At 63.0% G+C, this 23,184-nt stretch carries 24 protein-coding genes, 1 tRNA gene and 1 riboswitch; of the genes, 18 read left to right on the top strand and 7 right to left on the bottom strand.

Annotated features, from left to right (window positions below):
* Positions 1–240 precede the first annotated feature (240 nt).
* The 10 genes from OQZ28_RS10030 to OQZ28_RS09985 all read left to right on the top strand — a co-directional run bounded on the left by OQZ28_RS10030 (position 241) and on the right by OQZ28_RS09985 (position 11,623).
* The gene (locus tag OQZ28_RS10030; protein WP_458136010.1) at positions 241–1,104 is read left to right on the top strand and encodes a peptidylprolyl isomerase; all 864 of its coding nucleotides are present in this window, start codon (positions 241–243) and stop codon (positions 1,102–1,104) included.
* A 93-nt stretch (positions 1,105–1,197) separates the two neighbouring features.
* Entirely contained in the window at positions 1,198–2,433 is a 1,236-nt protein-coding gene (gene argJ, locus OQZ28_RS10025; protein WP_130730716.1) for a bifunctional glutamate N-acetyltransferase/amino-acid acetyltransferase ArgJ, read from the top strand.
* 223 nt (positions 2,434–2,656) lie between these two features.
* A complete protein-coding gene (locus OQZ28_RS10020) occupies positions 2,657–3,259 on the top strand; it encodes an RDD family protein (RefSeq protein ID WP_130730717.1) in 603 nt (200 codons plus the stop codon).
* Positions 3,260–3,450: 191 nt separating this feature from the next.
* Positions 3,451–6,048, top strand: a complete 2,598-nt coding sequence (locus OQZ28_RS10015) for a mechanosensitive ion channel domain-containing protein (protein ID WP_207303412.1) — start codon at positions 3,451–3,453, stop codon at positions 6,046–6,048.
* Positions 6,041–6,775 (top strand): 2OG-Fe dioxygenase family protein, encoded by a 735-nt coding sequence (locus OQZ28_RS10010; protein ID WP_130730718.1) that lies wholly within the window; start codon positions 6,041–6,043, stop codon positions 6,773–6,775. Before OQZ28_RS10015 ends, OQZ28_RS10010 begins: the two co-directional genes overlap by 8 nt.
* Before the next feature lie 8 nt (positions 6,776–6,783).
* Positions 6,784–7,833, top strand: a complete 1,050-nt coding sequence (locus tag OQZ28_RS10005) for a hypothetical protein (RefSeq protein WP_458136009.1) — start codon at positions 6,784–6,786, stop codon at positions 7,831–7,833.
* A gap of 160 nt (positions 7,834–7,993) precedes the next feature.
* The gene (locus OQZ28_RS10000; protein ID WP_408884448.1) at positions 7,994–9,184 is read left to right on the top strand and encodes an ABC transporter permease; all 1,191 of its coding nucleotides are present in this window, start codon (positions 7,994–7,996) and stop codon (positions 9,182–9,184) included.
* A gap of 5 nt (positions 9,185–9,189) precedes the next feature.
* On the top strand, positions 9,190–9,993 hold the full coding sequence (locus tag OQZ28_RS09995) for an ABC transporter ATP-binding protein (protein WP_458136008.1): 804 nt from the start codon (positions 9,190–9,192) through the stop codon (positions 9,991–9,993).
* 5 nt (positions 9,994–9,998) lie between these two features.
* Positions 9,999–10,952 (top strand): MlaD family protein, encoded by a 954-nt coding sequence (locus OQZ28_RS09990; RefSeq protein WP_458136007.1) that lies wholly within the window; start codon positions 9,999–10,001, stop codon positions 10,950–10,952.
* Positions 10,949–11,623 (top strand): PqiC family protein, encoded by a 675-nt coding sequence (locus OQZ28_RS09985; RefSeq protein WP_458136006.1) that lies wholly within the window; start codon positions 10,949–10,951, stop codon positions 11,621–11,623. Before OQZ28_RS09990 ends, OQZ28_RS09985 begins: the two co-directional genes overlap by 4 nt.
* Before the next feature lie 177 nt (positions 11,624–11,800).
* On the opposite strand, the gene OQZ28_RS09980 is transcribed toward OQZ28_RS09985, so the two are convergent.
* Complete coding sequence (locus OQZ28_RS09980) at positions 11,801–11,977, bottom strand: hypothetical protein (protein ID WP_458136005.1); 177 nt, start codon at positions 11,975–11,977, stop codon at positions 11,801–11,803.
* Positions 11,978–12,026: 49 nt separating this feature from the next.
* Between OQZ28_RS09980 and OQZ28_RS09975 the strand changes: the two genes are divergently transcribed.
* A complete protein-coding gene (locus OQZ28_RS09975) occupies positions 12,027–12,464 on the top strand; it encodes a hypothetical protein (RefSeq protein ID WP_458136077.1) in 438 nt (145 codons plus the stop codon).
* Positions 12,465–12,572: 108 nt separating this feature from the next.
* On the opposite strand, the gene OQZ28_RS09970 is transcribed toward OQZ28_RS09975, so the two are convergent.
* The gene (locus OQZ28_RS09970; protein ID WP_458136004.1) at positions 12,573–13,031 is read right to left on the bottom strand and encodes a hypothetical protein; all 459 of its coding nucleotides are present in this window, start codon (positions 13,029–13,031) and stop codon (positions 12,573–12,575) included.
* Positions 13,032–13,104: 73 nt separating this feature from the next.
* Between OQZ28_RS09970 and OQZ28_RS09965 the strand changes: the two genes are divergently transcribed.
* Positions 13,105–13,416, top strand: coding sequence for a hypothetical protein (locus OQZ28_RS09965; RefSeq protein ID WP_458136003.1), 312 nt, complete (start codon positions 13,105–13,107; stop codon positions 13,414–13,416).
* 120 nt (positions 13,417–13,536) lie between these two features.
* Here OQZ28_RS09965 and OQZ28_RS09960 read toward each other — a convergent pair.
* A tRNA-Gly gene (locus OQZ28_RS09960) sits at positions 13,537–13,610 on the bottom strand.
* 118 nt (positions 13,611–13,728) lie between these two features.
* Positions 13,729–13,809, top strand: a riboswitch (SAM riboswitch).
* Between the two features lie 120 nt (positions 13,810–13,929).
* Here OQZ28_RS09960 and metZ point away from each other — a divergent pair.
* The 3 genes from metZ (at position 13,930) to folE (ending at position 16,291) form a co-directional block, all read left to right on the top strand.
* Positions 13,930–15,132 carry an O-succinylhomoserine sulfhydrylase gene (metZ, locus tag OQZ28_RS09955; protein WP_458136002.1) on the top strand — a complete coding sequence of 401 codons (1,203 nt, stop codon included), beginning with the start codon at positions 13,930–13,932 and terminating at the stop codon, positions 15,130–15,132.
* 85 nt (positions 15,133–15,217) lie between these two features.
* A complete protein-coding gene (gene apaG, locus OQZ28_RS09950) occupies positions 15,218–15,628 on the top strand; it encodes a Co2+/Mg2+ efflux protein ApaG (RefSeq protein WP_110569993.1) in 411 nt (136 codons plus the stop codon).
* Between the two features lie 57 nt (positions 15,629–15,685).
* On the top strand, positions 15,686–16,291 hold the full coding sequence (gene folE / locus OQZ28_RS09945; protein WP_130730725.1) for a GTP cyclohydrolase I FolE: 606 nt from the start codon (positions 15,686–15,688) through the stop codon (positions 16,289–16,291).
* 99 nt (positions 16,292–16,390) lie between these two features.
* Here the strand turns inward: folE and OQZ28_RS09940 are convergent, their stop codons facing one another.
* Together OQZ28_RS09940 and moaB are read right to left on the bottom strand one after the other, a co-directional pair.
* Positions 16,391–16,972 carry a DJ-1/PfpI family protein gene (locus tag OQZ28_RS09940; RefSeq protein WP_458136001.1) on the bottom strand — a complete coding sequence of 194 codons (582 nt, stop codon included), beginning with the start codon at positions 16,970–16,972 and terminating at the stop codon, positions 16,391–16,393.
* Between the two features lie 93 nt (positions 16,973–17,065).
* Positions 17,066–17,617, bottom strand: a complete 552-nt coding sequence (gene moaB, locus OQZ28_RS09935) for a molybdenum cofactor biosynthesis protein B (RefSeq protein WP_130730759.1) — start codon at positions 17,615–17,617, stop codon at positions 17,066–17,068.
* A gap of 262 nt (positions 17,618–17,879) precedes the next feature.
* On the opposite strand from moaB, the gene OQZ28_RS09930 reads away from it, so the two are divergent.
* From OQZ28_RS09930 to OQZ28_RS09920, 3 genes are all read left to right on the top strand, one after another.
* A complete protein-coding gene (locus OQZ28_RS09930) occupies positions 17,880–19,358 on the top strand; it encodes a carbohydrate porin (protein WP_130730727.1) in 1,479 nt (492 codons plus the stop codon).
* Positions 19,359–19,403: 45 nt separating this feature from the next.
* Positions 19,404–20,387, top strand: a complete 984-nt coding sequence (locus tag OQZ28_RS09925) for a phosphotransferase enzyme family protein (RefSeq protein ID WP_458136000.1) — start codon at positions 19,404–19,406, stop codon at positions 20,385–20,387.
* 298 nt (positions 20,388–20,685) lie between these two features.
* Positions 20,686–20,871 (top strand): hypothetical protein, encoded by a 186-nt coding sequence (locus OQZ28_RS09920; protein WP_130730729.1) that lies wholly within the window; start codon positions 20,686–20,688, stop codon positions 20,869–20,871.
* A gap of 58 nt (positions 20,872–20,929) precedes the next feature.
* Here OQZ28_RS09920 and OQZ28_RS09915 read toward each other — a convergent pair whose 3' ends face one another.
* Together OQZ28_RS09915 and OQZ28_RS09910 are read right to left on the bottom strand one after the other, a co-directional pair.
* Entirely contained in the window at positions 20,930–21,361 is a 432-nt protein-coding gene (locus OQZ28_RS09915) for an NUDIX domain-containing protein (protein WP_130730730.1), read from the bottom strand.
* Positions 21,362–21,452: 91 nt separating this feature from the next.
* A complete protein-coding gene (locus OQZ28_RS09910) occupies positions 21,453–23,147 on the bottom strand; it encodes an alpha-keto acid decarboxylase family protein (protein ID WP_458135999.1) in 1,695 nt (564 codons plus the stop codon).
* Positions 23,148–23,184 lie beyond the last annotated feature (37 nt).

The following is a 23,184-nucleotide window of genomic DNA, read 5'->3' as shown; positions in this document are numbered from 1 at the left end:
ACTGGCGGGGGCGGGGCAGGCGTGCGGATAAAATTCTCGCGCGGAGACATGAGATAGGACCCACGCCGCCACGGGTCAACCGATGGACCGCAGCGCCATGGAAAAAGCGGGGGAAAACGGCCATCCGCCATACGGCCCTTGCAGGCAGGGCCGCCCTTCGCCATGATGCCTGCCGAACGCGTTCATAACTAGGGTTTTTTGCACATGCGGACTATCAGTCCGGCAAAGGCTGTCGCAACGATGGCCCTGCTTGCTTCCTCTTTCATCATTCCTCCTGCAATGGCGGCCTCCCCCGCGCCGGCGGCGCCCGCCGCGCCGGCCACGGCGGACCAGAATCCGCTGCTCGCCAGCGTGAACGGGCAGGACATCCGCCTCAATGACGTGCGGCAGGCCATGGCCACGATGCCCGAGCAGCTGCGCAAGCTGCCCGACAACATCATCGTGCCGATCCTGCTCAACCAGCTCGTTGACCAGCGCGCCATCCAGCTTGCCGCCACCAAGTCCGGGCTGGACAAGCAGCCCGACGTGCAGCAGCAGATGCAGCAGGCCTCGCAGGGCGCGCTGCAGAATGCCTACCTGTCGGCCCAGGTCGCCCCGACCCTGACCGATGATGCGGTCAAGGCGTATTACGACAAGAACTACGCCAACAAGCCGGGCGCTGAAGAAATCCATGCCCGCCACATCCTGGTCCAGACCGAGGCCGAGGCCAACGACGTGATCAAGCAGCTCAAGGGCGGCGCCGATTTCGGGCAGCTGGCCACCAAGCTGTCGAAGGATCCCGGCTCGGCCAAGCAGAATGGCGGCGACCTGGGCTGGTTCAAGAAGGGCGACATGCTGCCGACCTTCTGGGATGCAGCCTCCGCCATGCAGCCCAACAGCTACAGCCAGACCCCGGTGCACACCCAGTATGGCTGGCACGTGATCCAGGTGCTGGGCAAGCGCACCGCGCCCACCCCCACACTTGACGCAACGCGCGACCAGATCCGCCAGAAGCTGATCCAGGACGGCGTGCAGAAGGCGGTTGCCAATGCGCTGGCACAGGTCAAGGTCGTGCGCTACGGCCCTGACGGCAAGCCCCTGCCTGAAAACCAGCCCGCCCACTAAAAGCGGCCTGCCGCGCGGCGGGGCCCCGTCCATGCCCCGCCGCGCCACCTGAGTTCTTTGTCTCCCCGCCCCTGCACCGGAAGCCGACCGACCATGGCCAAAGCCCTGCCCGTCTCCCCCCTTGCCCAGCCTTTGCCCGAACTGCCGCCGCTGGCTGGCGTGCGTTTTGGCGCGGCCGAGGCCGGCATACGCTATACGGGGCGCACCGATCTGGTCATGGCTGAGTTCGCACCAGGCACGACGGTGGCGGGCGTCTATACCAAAAGCAAATGCCCCGGTGCGCCGGTGGACTGGTGCCGCGCCGCCATGGCCGATGGCCGGGCCCGCGCGCTGGTGGTCAATGCGGGCAATGCCAATGTCTTTACCGGCCGGGCCGGGTTTGAAGCGACGCAGGCCAACGCGGCCGATGCCGCGCGCCTGGTCAACTGTGCTGCCAGCGAGGTGTTCCTCGCCTCCACCGGCGTGATTGGCGAGGTGCTGCCCTACCAGAAGATTTCGGCCGCCCTGCCCGGCCTTTACGCCACCCTCTCGGCTGATGGCTGGGCCGATGCCGCGCGTGGCATCATGACCACCGACACCTTCCCCAAGGCCGCCACCCGCACGGCGAAGATCGGCGGGACCACGGTGCGCATCCAGGGCATTGCCAAGGGCAGCGGCATGGTCGCCCCCGACATGGCCACCATGCTCTCCTTTGTTGCAACCGACGCGAAGCTGCCCGCGAGCGTGCTGCAGTCCTTCCTGACCGAGGGCGTGAACCGCAGCTTCAACTGCATCACGGTGGATTCGGACACCTCCACCTCCGACATGGTGCTGCTGTTTGCCACAGGCCAGGCCGGCAATGCCGAGATCACCGATCCGGCCTCGCCCGAACTGGCCCATTTCCGCGCGGCCCTTGATTCGCTGCTGCTGGAACTGGCCCTGCTCGTCATCCGCGATGGCGAGGGGGTGACGAAGGTGATGCATATTGTCGTAACGGGCGCGACCTCCGATGAATCGGCCCACAAGGTTGCCATGGCCGTGGCCAACTCGCCGCTGGTCAAGACCGCCGTGGCGGGTGAGGACGCCAACTGGGGCCGCGTGGTCATGGCGGTGGGCAAATGCGGCGAGCCCGCCAACCGCGATACGCTCTCCGTCGGCATTGGCGGCACGTGGATCGCCGAAGGGGGCACCGTGGTGCCCGACTACGATGAAGCCCCGGTCGTGGCCCACATGAAGGGCAGGGAAATCGAGATCACGATCGACCTTGGCCTGGCCAACGGCACGGCGCAGGCGTGGGGCTGTGACCTTACGCATGGCTATATCGACATCAACGGCTCCTATCGCAGCTGACCGGCGCTGATAATAATATAGAGCTTTTGGGTGCCGCCTTTTTTTAAAGGCGGCGTTCCTTTCGAAATTTTTTAAAAAAGCTTCACCAGGAACTTTTTGCTGTTTTCATACAGTCACCGGGCCTGGCTGGTGGATGGCGTGTTTTTTCCTGCTTCCGCTGCGCACCGAGCAATGGCATTGCTGTACGGGTGAACCCCTTGGCAGCCAGACAGGAATGCCCTGCATGACGAACCCGTTTTCCCGCCCTGCCTCCCCCACCGAGATCTGGACCTATGCCGGGTTCTGGATGCGCGTGGTCGCCCATGTGATCGATGGCATCGTGCTGTGGGCGGTGCTGGGGCTCATGGGCCTGCTGCTTGTGCCGCCGAGCCTCTCGGTCTCGATCTTTGACCCGCAGGCAAGTGGCGGCAGCGGCGGTGACTACCGCATCTCCTACATCGAGCCTGCAGGCTACACGCAGGCTGACTACACCATCGTCTCGACCATGCCGCACCTGCACTGGAGCGGGAACGGCCTGTTCGAGCTGCTGTCCATCGTGCTGCCCGCGCTCTATTTCATCGTGTTTGAATCCTCGCGCCTGCAGGCCACGCCCGGCAAGCTGGCCTGCCAGATGCGCGTGACCGACCTTTATGGCAACCGGATCACGCCACTGCGGGCTGCGGGGCGGTATTTTGGCAAATATCTCTCGGCGCTGCTGCTGGGCATCGGCTTCCTCATGGTCATGTGGACGCAGCGCAAGCAGGCGCTGCACGACATTCTGGCCGGCACCTGCGTGATCCGGCGCGAAGCCCGCGCCCTGGCTCCCCAGCCCCCGCAATGGGGCTGAAAAACGCAAAAAAGGCATGCCAAGAATGCAACCATGCAGGCTTTGGCAATCTTTTGTCCTGATATTGCATGCTTTCAGGCGTTAAGGTGGCACCCCCCGCACAGCGATGGGCGGGGGTGCTATGCCATTCGACAGGGGAGCCTGAACCCGCTCCGGCGGGGTTTATATTTTCAAGGAGGTGAACAATCGGCATGTCAGCCCATTTCACGACGCGCGCCCATCCCGTATCCAGACAGTCCCGACGGGGCGGCATCCTGACAGTGCTGGCGGCTTTCCTGCTCGCCCTCCTGCCCTGCATTCCCCACGCCCATGCCGCCGATCCCGGCACGGCTGCCGCCCAGGCCACGGGGCAGACCATCACCGCCCAGCAGGCCCAGCAGGTGCTCGCGGTGATGAACGACCCGCAGAAGCGCGAGGAATTCACCCACACCCTTGATGCCATTGCCAAGGGCCTGCCCGCGCCGACCACCCCTGCTCCCGCTCCTGCGCCAGCCCCGGCCAAGAAGGCTGCCGCCGCCAAGTCCGACGTGGAAGTCGAGCCCGGCAGCATCAGCAGCGAAACCATGAACGAGCTGGGCCATATCCGCGATGTAGCACTCAAGCAGGGCCAGAACTTCATGGCGCTGTTTGCCGATCTGGCGTTCGTGGGGCGGTGGGTGCACTCCATCCTGTCCAATGCGGATTCGCGCCAGATCCTGCTTGATGCGATGGGGCGCGCGGGCATCATCTTCATCCTTGGCCTCGTGGCCGAGCGTGGCCTGTCCATCGTGCTGCGCAAGCCGCTGGCCAGCGTGACCGCGCGCGCAGTGGCCACCGAGCAGCGCCTGAACCAGCGCCTCGCGCGTGAGGACGCGGCCGATGCCGACCAGCCCAGCCCGCCGCCCGCCACCGCCGCCGATGCCCAGGCCGAGCAGCAGACCGAACAGACCCGCGAGCAGGATGACCGCCAGCAGCATGAAACGCTGCGCATCATCACGCGCATTCCCTTTTCCCTGCTGCATTTCCTCATCAAGCTGCTGCCGGTCGCCCTGTTCTTCGGGCTGGGCTATGGCGCCTCCGCCCTGTTCGCCACAACCCACCAGGCGGCGATGGTCACCATCACGCTCACCAATGCCTATGTCATCGCACGCGTGATCTACCTGCTGCTCGAGACCGTGTTCGTGCCGCACTCGCCCACCATCCGCCTGTGCAGCGCATCGGATGCCACGGCGCGCATGGTCACGAGGTGGTGGAACTTCCTGGTGGCGGCACCGTCCATCGTGGTCTGCCTGTCCACGCTGGGCGGCGTGTTCGACATGCCGGCCCGTGGCACGGAAGCCATCATCCGTGCCGTGGTGCTGATCGAGCACATGCTCATCGCCATCTTCATCTGGCGCATCCGCCACCATGTGGGTGCTGCGCTGCAGCCTTCGGGCCGCCTGCGCGAGAAGCCGTTCTGGATGTTCGTGGGCAAGATGGTCCGCTTCTGGTGGATCCCGGCCATGTTCTTCGACTTCGCGCTGTGGCTGGTCTGGGCCACCCAGATCCAGGGCGGCTATGCCTGGATCCTGCGCACGCTGTCGCTGACCATCGTGGTCATCCTGGGCGCGCGCCTGCTGTCGGTGCTGGCGTTCAGCGTGCAGAACAAGCTCTTCCACGTGCCCGAGGCGACCGAAAAGCGCTATCCCGGCCTGCAGGCCCGCGTGGACTACTACTACCCCATGGCGCGGCGCACGCTGTCGGTGCTGCTGGTGTTCTTCACCGTCGTGCTGCTGCTCCAGTCCTGGGGGCTGCCGGCCATCCGCTTCTTCGTGCATGGCTCGCTGGGCACCAAGATCGTGGGCGCGATGCTGACGATCATGATCGCCTACACCATCGCCATCGTGGTGTGGGAAGTGGCCAACGCCACCCTGCAGAACCAGATCACCCGTTTCGAGACATCGGACCAGGCCTCCCGCGCGACGCGGCTGCGCACGGTGCTGCCCATCATCCGCACGGTGCTGCTCACCTTCATCATCATCATCGTCACCGTGACCACCCTTTCGCAGATCGGCATCAACGTAGCGCCCCTGCTCACGGGTGCGGGCATCATGGGTGCGGCCATCGCGTTCGGTTCCCAGAGCCTGGTCAAGGACTTCATCACCGGCTTCTTCATGCTGGTTGAAAACGCCATGCAGGTGGGTGACTGGGTCACGGCGGGCGCCGTGTCGGGCACGGTGGAGCACCTGTCCATCCGCACGCTGCGGCTGCGCGCGGTCAATGGCGACCTGCACATCATCCCGTTCTCGTCGGTCACCTCGATTGCCAATACCTCGCGCGACTACAACCTCGTGGTGGTCAGCTTCATGCTCGACCTGTCGGAAGACCCGCACCGGGTGGCCGCCATCCTGCAGGATGAACTGGCGATCCTGCGCAAGGACCATGTGTATGGCCCGCTCATCAAGTCGGACTTCTCCTTCCTTGGGCTGGAGCAGGCCGATGGCAATGGCTCCAAGTTCCTTGGCTCCATCCGCACCTCGCCGGGGTCGAAGTGGAAGGTCTACCGCGAGTATTACAGCCGCCTGAGCGCGCGCATGGTGAAGGAACAGGTCAAGTTCCCCACCCCCACCTCGCTCAACCTGCTGGCCAATGGCCCCACCGGCACGCTGCGCATGAACATGGAGGAGAACTTCCCCAGGGCCGCCCTCGCGAAGCCCGCGCAGCCTGAAGCCGGGGATGGCGCACCCGATGCGCCCAAGACTGAAGGCGCAAAGGACGCGGCCCCCAAGGCCGACCCCGCCCCAAAGGGAAATGACCCCACCCATGGCTGAGGATACAGCGGACGTACTGGCCAACCTTGAGGCCCCCCTGCGCACGGATGGCTTTGCCTTCGTACCCGCGGGGGCCATGCGCGCCCTGCTGGGCCAGCAGGCCGTGGCGGACTGGGCCAGCTTTGCCGCAAGCTGGAACCGGCTGGGGCTGGACCGCTACATGGCCGATGGCGGCCGCTACCGCCGCCGCCGCCATGCCACCTTCGCCATCAGCGCCGAGGGCATAAGGCGCAAGAAGCACCAGCCCCACTACCAGAGCCGCGACTACAACGAGCTCAATGGCGGCATCGAGCGCTGGTTCCGCGCCATTGAACCCGAGATGGGTAGCCATCCCGTGCTCCTGGCCATCCTGCAGCTCATGCACCGCATCGTGACCGACCTGAGCGAGCCCGCGCACCAGCCCGATGTGTGGCACACCGAGGTGCACCAGTTCCGCATCGAGGCGCTGGAGAACAGCCCCGGCCAGCCCACGCCCGAGGGCCTGCACCGCGATGGCGTGGACTGGGTGATGGTGATCATGGTGCGGCGCGAGAACGTCATGTCGGGCGAGACCTCCATCCATGACCTGCAACGCACCCTGCTGGGCGGGTTCATGCTCGACCAGCCGCTTGATACGGCAGTGGTCAATGACAACCGCGTCTATCATGGCGTGACGGCGGTGCGCCCGCTCGACCCCACCCGCCCGGCCTACCGGGATGTTCTGGTCGTGACATTCCGCCATCAATGAAGCAGGCCATGCGGGAGGCGCCAGCAGCCCCCTGGCGGCGCTTTGCCCTGCTGGCCGGGCTGGCGATGGCGGTGGCGGGAGGTGGGCTCTACCTGTTCATCGTAACCGTTGACCCGTGGAACATCCTGCCCTTCTCGCCGCCTCTTGGGCGCATACCCGTTACCTCGAATGCCCGCTACACCATGCCCGCGCTGGCGCGCGCACCGCAGTTTGACTCCGTCATCATCGGCACCTCGACCAGCCGCCTCATGCAGCCTGCCGTGCTGGGGCCGCCGCTGGGGGCGCATTTTCTCAACATGGCCATGAACAGCGCCAGCCCGTGGGAGCAGTCGCGCGAACTCGACGCTTTCCTGCGCGCGCACCCGGCCCCGCGCATTGTCCTGATCGGCATCGATGCCGCCTGGTGCCACCCCCGGCCCGGCAGCTTGAGCGGACCCAACCGCCCCTGGCCGGAATGGATGTACGGCCACCCCGCATGGACGGGTTACCTGCACATGGCCAGCCTGTATGCCCTGCAGGAGGCGGCCAATGAATTCCTGTGGCTGGCCGGGCGCAAGGCCCAGCGCTTTGGCGCGGATGGCTATACAAGCTTCGTGCCACCTGACAGCCAGTACGACCCTGCCCGCGTGCAGGCCATCTTCAGCCGCTGGGCACCGGCGGACAACACCCCCGCCCCGCCCGGCATGGCCATGACCCCGCCTGCGGGCATGGACCTGCTGGCCGACATGCTGGCGCGCATGCCTGCCATCACGCGGCGTGTCGTGTGGTTTCCGCCTGCCTCCACCTTCCTGCACGGCGCGCCGGGCAGCGTGGCCGATGCGCGGCTGGAGGCCTGCCGACTGGGCGTAAGCCAGGTCACGGCCCCCCGCCACGACACGCTCGTGCTCGACTTCAACCACGACACCACCCTGACCGCAGACCGGGATAATTTCTGGGATCCGCTGCATTACCGCCAGCCCGTGGCCCGGCGCATCATGGCCGATATCACCGCCGCCATCACGACCGGCCACGTGGACGACCCGGCGGTAGTGATGCCCCCCGCCCCCGCGCCGCCCTGAGCACGGCCGCGCCAAAGCCATGCGCTGCCATCGCGGAGCCTTCACGGCAGCGGGGCTTGTGCCGGGCGGGTCATCTGGTATGGAAAACAGAACACCGTGAGAGACCCGCCACCTGCCTGCTCACAACAGGCGGATGACGACAACGGGGATCGTTTTGTGCATGCCGCCCCGCAACCGGGTGGGCGAGGTTGCGGCACTGAGGTTGGAGAGGCTGGTGAAAACGTCCGTCAATGGTGCGCCGCAATGGCATCTGCAGCCCGAGGCGAACCGGACCCTTGTCACATTGTCCGGGGACTGGATTGCACAGCAGGGCCATCTTCCCGACTTTCCGGAGTCCGGGTTCAGGGATGTGCCGCATGGCGAACCGGTTGAATTCAGCACCGACCAGCTTGGCAAATGGGATACCTCGCTGATCAGCTTCCTGTGGGAGCTCAAGCGCACCGCCCGTGAAGACAACGTGCAGCTGCGCATCGACACCCTGCCGGAATCCGCGCGCAAGCTGCTCGACCTGCTACCCGAGATCCCGCCCACGCCCGCGCCGCTGCCGCCGCATAAATTCCAGCCCGTTACCGCCGTGGGCCAGTTGACGCTCGATACGCTCAACGAGGTCGGCTGCGTGAGCGAAATGGGGGCCGCCGCCGCAAAGGGGGGGCTTGCCGCCCTGGTGGGGCGCGGCATGATGCGCACCGTCGACCTCATGTCCGACCTGAGTGCGGCGGGGCCTGCGGCGCTGCTGATCGTGGGCGTGGTCAACTTCCTTGTCGGTGCGATCCTGGCCTTCGTGGGGTCGGTGGAGTTGCACAAATTCGCGGCCGATATCTATGTGGCGAGCCTCGTGGCCATTGCCATGGTGCGCGAGATGTCGGCGGTGATGACGGCCATCATCATGGCGGGCCGCACGGGTGGCGCCTATGCCGCGCGCATCTCCACCATGCAGGCCAATGAGGAAATCGACGCGCTGCAGGTGTTCGGCATTCCGGTTTCGAGCTACCTGATCCTGCCCTCGGTGCTGGCGCTCGCCTTCACCATGCCGCTGCTTTACCTCTATGGCTGCCTGATCGGCATGCTGGGCGGGTTCTTCGTCTCCTACATCATGCTCGACGTCTCGCCGCTGGGCTATTTTCATGAAACCCTGCAGGCCCTGCCGCTTGACCAGTTCACCTTCGGCTTCATCAAGAGCCTCGTGTTCGGCACCTTCATCGGGCTGACAAGCTGCCGCATTGGCCTCAAGGCCGGGCGGAGTGCGGCCGATGTGGGCATCGCGGCCACCAAGGCCGTGGTGGTGGGCATTGTGGGCGTGATCGCGCTTGATGCGGTATTCGCGGTTATTGCCAATGTTATCGGGATCTGATCGCCATGAATAACCAGATGCCCTCCACCGATGACCGCCCCGTCATGATCGACGTCAACGACGTGACGCTGGCCTTCGGCTCGCGCGTGATCCAGCATGATGTCTCCTTCCAGGTGCGGCGCGGCAGCATCTTTGCCGTGATGGGTGGCTCGGGCTGTGGCAAGAGCACGCTACTCAAGAGCATGATCGGCCTGCTGCGCCCCACCCACGGCACCTACATGGTGCAGAAGGACAATTACTGGTCCGGCGATGATGAAAGCCGCGTGCGGATCGGGCGGCGCTTTGGCGTGCTGTTCCAGAGCGGGGCGCTGTGGAGCTCGATGACCGTGGGCGAGAACGTGGCCCTGCCCATGCAGATGTTCACCAAGCTTGAACCGCATGTCATCCGCCAGCTTGTTGAGCTCAAGCTGGGGCTCGTGGGCATGCTGCACGCCATTGACCAGTATCCATCCGAACTCAGTGGCGGCATGCGCAAGCGCGCGGGGCTGGCGCGCGCCATGTCGCTCGACCCCGATATCCTGTTTTTCGATGAACCTTCTGCCGGTCTCGACCCCATTACATCGGCAAGGCTGGATGAGCTGATCCTGAACCTGCGCGACGGGCTGGGGGCGACGATCATCATCGTCAGCCACGAGCTTTCGAGCCTGTTCCATATTGCCGATGACGGCATCTTCCTTGATGCCGACCAGAAAACCGCCATTGCCCATGGCTCGCCCACCTGGCTGCGCGACCACTGCACCGACCCCACGGTGCATGCCTTCATGCACCGTGAACAGCTGGACAGTTCCAGCTCCCATGGAAACGGGTAAGGCGGATGCCCGGCAGGCAGACACTGATCGGCGCGGTCGTGCTCGGGGTGGCGGCCGTGGGGCTTGGCGTGCTGGGGTTCAAGGGCGACCTGCCCCTGCCCGGCCGCAGCAGCGAGGCGGTAGTGGTGTTTGAAAGCCCCACGAACGGGCTGGATATCGGCTCGCCGGTCAATTTCCGCGGGGTGCCGGTGGGTGCGGTCGAGCGGATCACGGTCAAGGTGGACCCGGTCGATCACCATACCTACATGCCGGTCTACATCCTGTTCGACCCGGCCCATGCGCCGGGCCGGGGCGACCTGCCGCCGCTGCCGCAACTCGTGGCCAACGGGCTGCGCGCCGACATGACGCTGCACAGCCTGGTCACGGGCCAGACCGAACTTGACCTTGACCTCGACCCCGAAACACCCGTGCGCCTGCACCCGAACCTGACCGACCTGCCGGAAATACCGATGGGCCAGACGGCGCTGCAGCAGCTTGAAGCGATGATGGTTTCCACCTCCATGGAGGGGCTACGCCATGACCTGGCCACCGCCCTGACCAGCGTGCATAAACTCGTGGCCGACGTGAACGCCACCATGCCGGGCATGATGACCAGCATTCATGACACCTCGGCACGCAGCGAGATGGCGGTGCGCCAGATCCGCGCCACCGTGATCGATGCGGAAAACCGGGCCAGCGTGACCATAAACAAGCTGGACCAGCTGATTGCCACCAACACCCACCAGTTCGAGGGCCGCCGGGCCGAACTGCTGGCGCTCATCGCCAACACGAGGCAAACCATGGTGCAATCGCGTGAAACCCTTGCAGGGCTGCGCGCACTGCTCAACCCGCAGTCCCGTGACATGCTCAACCTGAATGATACGATGCGTGACGTAATGGAAGCCGGCTACGGGCTGCGCGGATTCGCCAATGAAGTCGAAAGTAATCCGCAACTTCTGCTGATGGGACGCAATCAATGAAAACGCGCCAGCCCGCTCTCTCCCTTTCGCGCCTGTATCCGGCCCTGCGGGCGGGTGGTGGCCTGCTGCTGTCAGCCATGGTGCTGTCGGCCTGTTCCTCGGCCCCCGTGCGCTTTTACACGCTGGGCGCGCCTGCCATCGCCACGGGTGCGGAAACCACCTCGACCACCCCGATTACCGACAGCACGCCGGTCATCGAGGTCGAGCGGACCCGCCTGCCTGATTACCTGGACAGCCAGGACATCATGGTGCGCAACGGCCACGAGATCGAGCGCAGCGGGCTGGGCCGCTGGGCCAGCCGCCTTTCCGTAGGCGCGACCGACCTCATCACCGCGCGACTGGCGCAGAAGTGGCCGAACCTGTTCGTAACCGACCAGCCCCAGCCCGACCGCCCCACCTGGCGGCTGCAGCTCAATATCAGCCGCCTTGATGTGAGCCGCGATGGCTCCTCCGCGCTGAATGCCGACTGGGCCATCATTCCGCAGGATTCACGCCAGCCCATCCAGCGCAACCGCACCATCATCCTGGGCAGCGGGGCCACTGGCAGCAATGACAACATTGCCAAGGTGACCGAGGGCCTGCTGAACCAGCTCAGCGACCGCATCGAGGCAAGCTGGCCCACGACGGCAGCGCAACCTGCTGCCGGCACTGGCCATCATGGACGGAACTGAGGCCTGTTTTGGGTAAAGCCTGTTTTCAGCAGGCTTTAAGAAACGCCGCCTTTTTGAAAAAAGGCGGCACCCAAAAACTTTTACCTGTTTTAATTCAGTTCACCGTGAATCGTTTCCGGGCGTCCATTCTGGTGCTCAGAGCCGTAGTATTGACGATGGCCGTTAGCGGTAACTTTCTCAGCTCATCAGTAATATCAAAACGTTTTTGGTGAAGCTTTTTTCAAAACACTTCAGGAAACGCTGACCGTTTGAAAACGCGGCTTTTGCCACGGGCAGGAAGACGGCACGGAACCTTGAAGGATGCCACGCATTAGGTTCGCAATGGTTCTGTCCTTGCGGGAGTATGCCCTTCATGCCGTGTATCCGTTACCTGCTGCGCGCCCTCGTGCTCCCTGTCGCGATCATGGGGGTGACGGGCGTGAATGTGGCGTGGGCGGAAGGCGGGCCGGTGATTCTGGCGCAGCATCCCGGCACCGAGCTCGACCGGCAGGCCCGGCTGCTGGTCTCGCCCGACCTGCATGATGCCGCCATGCAGAATGAACGCCCGGTGCTGCTGACCGGCTCGGGCCGCCTGTCGGATGATCCGCCGCGCACGGCGCTGTTCGTGCAGTTGCAATCGGCCAGCCTGTGCGGCTCGGCGGGGTGTTCCACCTCCGTTTACCTGCCGGACGGGCGTAAATGGATACAGGTTCTGGATTCCGTCAGCGGCCCGATCACCATCATACCCGAGATGCATGAGGGCATGCACGACCTGCTGGTCGATGGCACGGATCGATGGATCTGGAACGGCACGACCTATACCGACACGCAGGCCACGACCGAACCGGCCCCGACCCAATAATAAAGACCAAAGTTCTTGGTAAAGATTTTTTCAAAAAGCTTTGAAAGACGCCGCCTTTTAAAAAAAGGCAGCACCCAAAACTTTTGTTATTTTAAATTATAGTCGATTTCACCATGGATCGTTTTCAGGGGTCCATCCATTTTCTATTTTGTCGATCAGCGCTATACCATTAACGATTATTTTCATCGGCAATTTTCTCTGCTCATCAGTAATATTTTCAACAGGCCACTCTTTTTCTCCATCCCAGAAACACCATACCGGTACTTTTCTGGTGCTGAAGTCCGGTATTCCATAACGAAACACCGGCATTTCCCTGGCTTTTTCATCAAGTGGCACATAGCCACATTTATGAACGACCCTGCGCCGGTCCGCCGCACCCACTGGAAAAAATATGATGAAGGAGACAGGCGATTTCACGATTTCCGTCACATCCTGCTCGCCTTCATCAGGGTAAAAGCCGGAAAACACCCTGATCATGTATGAAAATTTCGGTATTTTCCTAATATATTGAAGGTAAGACCTGCCCTTCTTTGTCTTGATGTAAAATACATCCCCTATTTTTACCATTTATCAATACCTACCCAAATACCTGCTATCGTATCAAATATGAGCACGATATTAATAAGTAAGGCTACAGACAATGTCAGCGCGCAACGGCAGTTTTCGTGAACGGGTGGCAAACTGGTCTTATCAGCACATCGCCTGGAACATTCCCCTGCGGATACGCGACCCGAGACGCCATTACGTGCAACTTCACGCCATAAAACGCTTCCTGCCCGGCACCATTATTGAAGACTGCCGTTACCGGCCAGCCATCATTCTTGAAAACGACCAGGGCGACCCTGACATGCTGGGATATGTGCGAAGGGAGCTTCGAGTGAATGCGCCCTGTTCCACTGCGGCATTGAAAAACTCAGGCCAGACTATGCTTCTGAAGTCGCAAAGCCGGTGAAATTACAAAGGAAACCCTTAACCCCGATCACACTGGCCCGCACCCGGGCCGCCATGCCCGCAGCACAGGCACAGCCGGAGCGTTATGGCCGCAATCAAAATAACGATTTGCAAGGGAAGCTGGAGCGGGTGAAGGGAATCGAACCCTCGTATGCAGCTTGGGAAGCTGCCGTTCTACCATTGAACTACACCCGCAGGCCCGCCCTCTATACTGCACAAGCATGGCAGATGCAATCACCCCTTTAAGGGTCAGGCCAGCAGTTGACGCACCCGGTCCTGATCCGCAATAAGCATGCATGCCCGGGCAATGTTGCGCCCGGACCCTCGTGATTTGATACGGCCGGCTTGCGGCGAGGTAAAACATACGCGCTAAAGAGGCCTGATCCCGCCGGTGACAGGGCGCGGGCATCATGGTTTCCACGGTCGCGCACCGCGTTTCGGGCCAGGCTGCCGGGCATCAACCGGCAACTGGCCTGCCTTCACACCACCCTGTTTGCAGGAACTGCCACCCACCATGACTGACCAGCCCGACCCCAAATCCTTCCGCCCCGCAACGCGCCTGATCAACGCGGGCCTCGAGCGCACCCCCTATGGCGAGACCAGCGAGGCGATGTTCCTGACCTCCGGCTTTGTCTATGACAGCGCCGAGCAGGCCGAAGGTACCTTTACCGGCGATGTCTCGCACTACCAGTACACCCGCTTCGGCAACCCCACCGTGGCCAATCTCGAGCGCCGCCTGTGCGACCTTGAGGGCGCGGAAGCCTGCGCCCTGACCTCCACCGGCATGGGGGCCGTCTCCTCCGCGCTACTGGCCCAGGTGCGCGCGGGCGACCGCGTGGTGGCCTCGCGCGCGCTGTTCGGCTCGTGCCACTGGATCGTCTCCGAACTGCTGCCGCGCTACGGCGTGGAGACGGTGTTTGTCGATGGCGGTGACATGGCGGCATGGAAGGAAGCACTCGGCAAGCCCACCCGCGCCGTGCTGCTCGAAAGCCCGTCGAACCCCATGCTCGACGTGCTCGACATCCGCATGATCTGCGACCTTGCGCACAAGGCGGGGGCGACCGTGGTGGTCGATAACGTGTTCGCCACCCCACTGTACCAGAAGCCGCTCGAACTCGGGGCCGACGTGGTGGTGTATTCATGCACCAAGCACATCGATGGCCAGGGCCGCGTGCTGGGCGGCGCCGTGCTGGGCACGGAAAAATGGATCAACGAGGTGCTGCGCCCCTTCCAGCGCAATACCGGCAACAGCCTCTCGCCGTTCAATGCGTGGGTCATGCTCAAGAGCATCGAGACCCTGGCCCTGCGCGTGAACGCCATGACGCAGAACGCCGCCAGAGTGGCCGACTTCCTGGCCGAGGCCCCCGGCATTGCCCGCGTGTTCTACCCCGGCCGCAAGGACCATCCGCAATACGAACTGGCCAAAAAGCAGATGGCGGCGGGCTCCACGCTGGTGGCCTTCGAGGTCGAGGGCGGCAAGGCGGGGGCGTTTGCCTTCATGAACGCGCTGCGGCTGATCTCGATCTCGAACAACCTTGGCGATGCGCGCTCGCTGGTCACGCATCCGGCCACGACCACCCACATGAAGCTGGCGCCTGAAGAACGCGCCCGCCTTGGCATTACCGATGGCGCGATCCGCTTCTCGGTCGGGCTGGAAGATGCCGATGACCTGATCGATGACCTCAAGCGCGGCCTCGCGGCGCTGGCCAACCGCTAAACGCAGGAGCGTCGCCACCATGAGCAAGAACCGGCCTTTCCTTCCCCCCGGCGGGGAAGGTGCTGACGCCGCACTGGGCGAGACACTGGATAACACGCCGTGTTTCGAGGCGACGACCGACAGGGTGCGCGTGGTGGTCCAGACCTTCTGGCTCGATGACCAGTCCGAACCCGATGAGCACCGCTATGTGTGGGCTTACCGGGTGCGCATCGAGAACCACGGCGATACGGCGGTGCAGCTCCTGCGCCGTAGCTGGCGCATCGTGGACGGGCAGGGCCGGATCGAGCGCGTGGAAGGCGAAGGTGTTGTGGGCGAGCAGCCCCTGATCGATGCCGCCGCCAGTTTTGAATACATGTCAGGCGCGGCCCTTGAAACGCCAACCGGCTTCATGGGCGGGCAGTACCACATGGTCCGCCCGGCCAGTCGGGAGCATTTCGATATCAGCATCCCGGTCTTCAGCCTCGACAGCCCGCACCACCCGACCATCCTGCATTAAGTTTTCCTTCCGTGGCCTGTCCCTGCCGGGCGGGCCCCTGCAACAAGAACCCACAGCATGACCCCCATCGATTCCCGCCCCACCCGCACGGAAGCAGAAGAAGCCGTACGCACCCTGCTGCGCTGGGCGGGCGAAGACCCCGACCGCGAAGGCCTGCGCGACACGCCAACCCGCGTAATCAAATCCTATGGTGAATTCTTCGCAGGCTATGCCGAAGACCCGGTGGACATGCTGCGCCGCACCTTCTCCGAGGTGGATGATTATGACGAGATGGTGCTGCTGCGCGATATCCGCGTGGAGAGCCATTGCGAGCACCACATGGTACCCATCATTGGCGTGGCACACGTGGCCTACCTGCCGCGCAAGCGGGTGGTGGGCATTTCCAAGCTGGCCCGCGTGGTCGATGCCTATGCCCGCCGCTTCCAGATCCAGGAACGGCTGACGGCGCAGATCGCCAACACGATAAACGAGGAACTGCAGCCCTATGGCGTGGGCGTGGTGATCGAGGCGGCGCACCAGTGCATGACCACGCGCGGCGTGCACCGGCCCGGCGTGTCGATGGTGACCAGCCGCATGCTTGGCACGTTCCGCACCAACTCCGACACGCGGCGGGAATTCCTGTCCATTCTCAACCGCCCGGCCATGAGCAGCGCGGGAATCTGAACACAATCAGAAGTTTTTTGGTGAAGCTTTTTTCAAAAAGCTTTGAAAATAACGCCGCCTTTTAAAAAAAAGGCGGCACCCAGAAACTTTTATCCGTTTTTAGCCAAGCGTAACCTTCGCCCCCAGCACGGCAATGAACTGCGCAAGCCATGCCGGGTGCGCGGGCCAGGCGGGTGCCGTAACCAGCATGCCATCGGTCACGGCAGCCTCTATGGCAATATCGGCATAGACGCCGCCCGCCAGTTCTACATCCGGGCGGCAGGCGGGATAGGCGGAAACCCGCCTGCCTGAAATGATGCGGGCCGCAGCCAGCAACTGGGCGGCATGGCAGATCGCGGCCAGCGGACGATCGGCAAAGGCGCGGACGAGTTCGATCACCCGCGCATCGAGTCGCAGATATTCCGGCGCGCGCCCGCCGGGCAGGATCAGGCCGGCGTAATCCGCGTGGTTGACCGCATCAAAATCGGCATTGAGCACGAAGCGGTGGCCCGGCTTCTCGCTATAGGTCTGCGCACCCTCGAAATCATGGATGGCGGTCAGCACGTAGTCGCCCTTTTTCTTGCCGGGGCAGACCGTCTCAACCGCGTAACCGAGCATGGTCAGGGCCTGGTAGGGCACCATGATCTCGTAATCCTCGACATAGTCACCCGCCAGCAACAGCAGTTTTTTCGTGCCCGTCATACCGGTTCTCCTCAGCCCGTTTCACCCCGATGCCGCCTTTTTGAACAAAAGCGGCACCCACAAACCGTTATCCTTTTCCCTGCGCCTTCCGCATCAGTCATGCTGGCCGGGAGGCAGATGCTCACGCAGGCGGGGCATGAGCTCAACAAAATTGCAGGGCACATGACGGCTATCGAGTTGCCAGACCAGAATGTCATCCCACCCGTCCTTCACCGCGCCGGTCGATCCGGGCAGGGCGAACAGGTAGGTGCCGCCCGCAACGCCTGCGAGTGCGCGGGACTGGATGGTGGAGGTGCCGATCTTCTGGTACGACAGCATGCGGAACAGCTCGCCAAACCCTTCGATGCGCTTCTCGATCACCCGGTCGAAGGCTTCCGGTGTGACATCACGGCCGGTCACACCCGTGCCCCCGGTGGAAATGACCACATCGACCTGCGGGTCGGCAATCCAGCCCGACAGCGTGGCCGCGAGCTGCGCCGCATCATCAGGCACGATGGCGCGTGCGGCCACTTCATGGCCCGCCGTGGTGATGCGCGCGGCCAGTATATCGCCCGACCTGTCGGTTTCCGGCGTGCGGGTATCGGATACCGTGAGCACGGCGATGCGGACGGGCAGGAAGGGTTTTTTCATATCAAGGCGTGACATGGGGGCCATGTTCAGCATTCCCGCGGGGTTGCGTCAACAAGAGGCTGGGCGGGGTACGCCATCATGGGGCCGGACAGCGCAAATGAGTAATATGTGAGAACAAACACGAACTTCTGATGTATTTGTGCATTGCACAAAAAAATGCCCCGAGGAATAGTGACATTTTACATCAATCTATTGATATAACAAAAAAAACATCTTTACCAATATTTTGCAAAATATTAGTTTTTACACAATTCCCCTGCCAAGGTTTATATTCGGCATGAAATATGCTACCGATATGCGAATGACCCGAAGATTTATCCGCTCTTTTGCGCTGTTCCCCCTGTTTCTTCTTGCCTTTTTCACCTGTGGCGAAGGCGCACGGGCACAGGCCATCCCGGGGGAAGGCCAGGGCGTTGTCGGCGCGCAGCCCAGCCTCAACATCAACTCGCGCCGTAATGTTACGGTGCAGGATCCCGGGCTGTTTTACAGCGCACCCTACGGCAACCAGCACTTTTTTGGCGACTGGGCGGGTATCCAGCCCTATCTGCAGAAGCACGGCGTGCATATCGAGGCCGACGTGCATGAGGAATTGGCAGGCAACTTCCACGGTGGCGCGCAGAAAGGCGTGACCGATGCAGGCCAGGTCGGTGTGGAAATCGATATCGACTGGCACAAGCTGGCTGGCGCGCCCAAGAATTTCTGGACCCATACCATGATCGTGAACGGTCATGGCCGGAATGAAAGCACGGACAACATCCACGATTCGCTTGGCGGCGTGCAGCAGATCTACGGTGCGCGTGGCAACGTGGTCGCCCACCTTGTGTACATGTATGCCGAGCAGTCGCTGTTCCATAACCGGCTCGACATCAGCGCGGGCTGGATTCCGGTGGGCAGCTTCTTTGCCGCCTCCCCCCTGTTCTGTGACTTCATGAACGTGTCGATCTGCGGCAATCCCGCGCCGGGCAAATACGTGCCGGGCGGGCGTGACTGGCCCTCGGGCAACCTTGGCGTGGTGATGCGCGTCATGCCCACGGTCGATACCTACATCATGGCCTCGATGTTTGCCGTATCCCCGCATTCCTATAACGGTGGCATCTCTGGCTGGGCCTGGGCGCAGAGCGGACTGGGCAAGTTCTCCACCCCGGTGGAATTCGGCTGGCTGCCGGAATTCGGCAAAAACCACCTCGCCGGTCACTACAAGGCGGGTTATGGCTATGACAACTCGCAGTACAGCGACCTGTATTCCGACATCAACGGCAACTCCGCCGTGCTGACGGGCCAGCCCTTCCGCAAGCAGTCCGGTGTCAGCACCGCGTGGTTCCAGGCCGACCAGATGTTCATCCGCAACGGCAAGGGCCCGACCAACGGCCTGATCGCGCTTTCAGGCTTCATGTATACATCGGGCAAGGTCTCGGCGATGAAATACCACGCCTGGGCCGGCATGGTGGAAACGGGCGCCGCATGGGGCCGCCCGCTTGATACGGTGGGCGCCATGTTCCATTATTTCGAGATGAGCCGCGCCTCGGTGCTGCAGCAGGAATCCTCGGTGCTGGCGGGCACGCCCTTCCTGAACAACCAGTGGGGCAAGGTCTGGGGCATCCAGACGCATGAGGATGTGTACGAAGTCTTCTACAACATCCATACCGCGCGCGGCATGAGCTTCCAGCCGGATTTCCAGTATATCAACCGCCCCGGCGGCACCACCACCTATCATGATGCGGCGGTGATGGGCCTGCAGTTCAACTGCATCCTCTAGCCCACCCTTCATCGATACGCGTCCAGGCGGTATGGAAGAGGGATCATGACCGATCCCGCCTCCCTTTACCGGCTGGCCCACGCAGCGCTGGCCCAGTACCCGCTGCGTGACGCGCAGCCCAGCCTGCTTTCCATTTCAGAAAACGTCGTCTTTCGCATCGATACGCCATCCGGCCCGCGCCATGTGCTGCGCCTGCACCGGCCCGGCTATCATACCGCCGCCGAGATTGGCAGCGAACTGGCCTGGCTCGATGCCCTGCACGCAACAGGGCTGGACGTGCCCCGGCCCCGGCCCGGCCTTGATGGCGGGCGTATCCGCACCCTTTCGGGCGCCGATGGCGTGCCCCGCCATGCCGTGCTGTTTGACTGGATGGAGGGCACCGAGCCCACCACCGATATCGACCCTGCCGCCTTCGCCCGGCTGGGCCGCGTGACGGCCCGCCTGCATGCCCAGAGCCGCCACTGGCAGCGCCCGCCCGGCTTTACCCGCAAGGTCTGGACCCCCGCCACCATGACCGGCCCCGATGCCCTGTGGGGCCGGTGGCCCGATGCGCCGGGCATGACCGCTGCCGGCCGCGACCTGACTGCAGGCTGCCTGCGCACGGTTGCGGCGCAACTGGCCGATTACGGCACCAGCCCTGCACGATTCGGGCTGATCCATGCCGACCTGCGGCTGGCCAACCTGCTGGTCAGCGGCACGCATACGCGCCTGATCGATTTTGATGACTGCGGCATCAGCTGGTTCATGCACGACCTGGCGGCCGCGCTGAGTTTTTATGAAGACCATCCGCAGGCCCCGCGCTGGGTTGAGCACTGGCTGAGCGGCTACGGCGCCACGGGCGACCTGACGCAGGCTGACCTTGATATCCTGCCCGCCCTCATCATCCAGCGCCGTATCCAGCTTCTGGCGTGGACAGGTACCCACGCCCAGACCCAGCAGGTACGCAGCCTGGGCCAGGACTGGACCGCGCGCACATTCGCCCTGTGCCAAGCATGGAAGGACGGGCAGTTCCTGCGCCATGTCGGCTGAGGGCGAATGCGCGCCGCCCGTTTTTTTAGCCAGCGGACACAATTTAGATAATTTTTTAATTCCTGTGGGTCGATAAAGCGCCCAGATTACTTTTCGGAAAGGTTCAGGGAGGAACGTGGTCCTATTCCTGAGTTTCATATGATAAATTAAATGTGAACGAAAAAACGAGCTTTTCGGATCAGTATGTCTTTTATGCCTCAATTCTGACATGTATGAACATTAGGTAATGTGTCGTTCGGTTAATAATTCCGACTCACCGGAGCTTGTCCTGTCCTTGGCACATAACGGAAAAACAGCAATGACCCCTGCAGTTGATACGATCGCCCCGTCTGCCGCAGCTTCGCCCATCGCAGCCGGTGCCCTTCCGTTAGTTACGGATGAAATCCCGACCCGGTCCCTGACCACGCGGATGATCCATGCCCGTCACCGCCGTGCCCTGCTCGATTATGCCCGCACGCTCGACACGGCAACCGATCCGTCCTGACCCTTCGCCTATCTGAGCCCGAACCGCGCCCGGCAACCACGACAAAAATCAAACTTTGTCATTTTTTACAATTCAGGGTTGCCCGAAGCGCCAGTTCTTCCACCGCGTAACGGGTGGGGGTTGTCAGGTTTTCCGGCAGGGCATCGCACGCGAACCAGCGCGGCCCCTCATGCTTGTCCGGCTCCATCAGCCGCGGCTCGCCCTGCCATGACGTGACCAGATAAACCGGGGAAACCCAGAAATGCCCCGCCGTGGTGTCGCGTTCCTCCACCAGGCACAGGAATTCAGGGGCCTGTACAATCAGCCCCACTTCTTCCGCAATTTCCCGCGCCATTGCCTGGCAGGTCGTCTCGTTTGCATCCACCTTGCCACCGGGCAGGCCCCAGCACCCCGCCTGTGGCTGGCGCAGGCGTTTGAGCAGCAGAATTCGCCCTTCCCCATCAATAATGGCAGCGCCACAGCCCACGCGCGGGCCGGTCTGTCCGGTCATGTCAGCCATCCTCTTGCGGTTGATGCGTGGCCCATACAGCAAGGGGCACCCGCAGGCACCCCCGTTTTACTGCCGTAAAGGCGTAAATGGTTCAGCGCGCGGCAGGCGGCCGGGCGTTGGCGGAAGCAACCCGCCGCCCCCACGAGATCAGGTCGCTCGTGCAGTCATCACGGTCGATCTGGCATTCGATCAGGGTCGGACCTTCCTTGTTGGCAAGGGCGGCTGCAATGGCCTTTTCCATCTCCGCACCCGTGGTGGCACGGAAGCCCAGGCCATGGCCGTCCTCGGCGTTGAACACCTTCATCAGCCCGGCATAATCCCAGTTCTTGACGTTGTTGTACGGGCCATCATGAATCTGGACTTCGATGGTGTAGCCCCGGTTATTGACCAGGAAGATGATGACCGGCAGCCTGAGCCGCACCATCTGGGCCACTTCCTGCGCGGTCAGCTGGAAGGAGCCGTCGCCGATCATGGCAATGATGCGCCGCTCCGGCTCGGCCACGGCGTAACCGAAGGTGGCGGGCACGGACCAGCCGATATGGCCCCACTGCATTTCCAGTTCCACGCGCGCGCCACGCGGCAGCTTCATCTGCATGGCGTTGAACCAGGAATCGCCCGTCTCGGCGATGACCGAGGTGTTTGATGTCAGCAGCGCCTGGATCTGGCGCGCCATCTCGGCGCGCACCAGCGGGGCATCGGGGGCGGCAGGGGCGACCGGGGCTACGGGCGCCTTGATGCGGTTGTATTCAACCAGCGTCGCATCCTTTTTGGGCTGGCCCTTGATGCGGGCAATCAGCGCCTCGATCACATCGCGCAGGTGCACGCCATCATAGGTGGTGCCAGCCGCCTCGATATGCCGCGCCTCGAGCAGCGCCACGTTGTCGCCCCTGGGCCACGCGGTCCAGCCAACGGTGGAGTAATCATTGAACACCGGGGTCAGGCACAGCACGCCATCCGCCCAGTCAAAGATCTGCTGCGCGCCGGGGCTGCTCACATCACCCCAATAGGTGCCGACATAGGCCGGATGGTCCTCGGGGAAGAAGCTCTTGGCCGCCGCCATGCTCACCACGGCGCAGCCCAGCGCATCGGCCAGGCGAATGGCCGCTTCCTCGCAGCCCGCGGCCCGCAGGCGGCTGCCAACCAGAATGATGGGCTTCTTGCGGGCATCAAGGAAACGGGCCAGCGCGTCAACTGCCACTTTCAGCGTGGCGGGGTCGGACGGTACATCGGCCAGGATGGCGCTGACCGGGCCGGGGCGCGAACAGGGCTGGGAGGCAACATTGCACGCAATCTCGATATAGGCGGGCTTCTTCTCGCGCAGCGCCGTGCGGATGGCATGGTCGATCTGCACCGGCGCATGCTCGGCCGCGGTGATGGACACCGCCGCACAGGTCAGGCGTTTGGCAATTTCAAGCTGATAGCCATAATCCGGCGTGCCGGTGGTATGGTGCAGGATGTGCCCGCTGCCGTGGTCGTTGGAATTGGGCGCGCCTGAAATCAGGATGACCGGCAGGTTCTCGGCATAGGCACCGCCAATGGCGTTGAGTGCTGACAGCGCACCCACGCTGAAGGTGACAACCGCAGCGCCCGCCCCGTTGGCGCGGGCGTAGCCCTCGGCGCTGAAGCCGCAGTTCAGTTCATTGCAGCAATAGACCTGGCGCAGGCCCTCGATTTCGAGAAGCTGGTCGAGCAGGACGAGGTTGTAGTCACCCGCCACCGCGAAATGATCCTTGAGCCCGATCTGCGCCAGGCGCTCACCAAGGTAATGGCCAACTGTATATGTCATTATGACGACTTTCCTTCCCTTGCGTGGCGGGCGCGGC

The organism is Komagataeibacter sp. NFXK3 (assembly GCF_054182245.1).
Note: the sequence above shows the minus strand (reverse complement) of the source record. Positions and strands in the feature narration are given on the sequence as shown.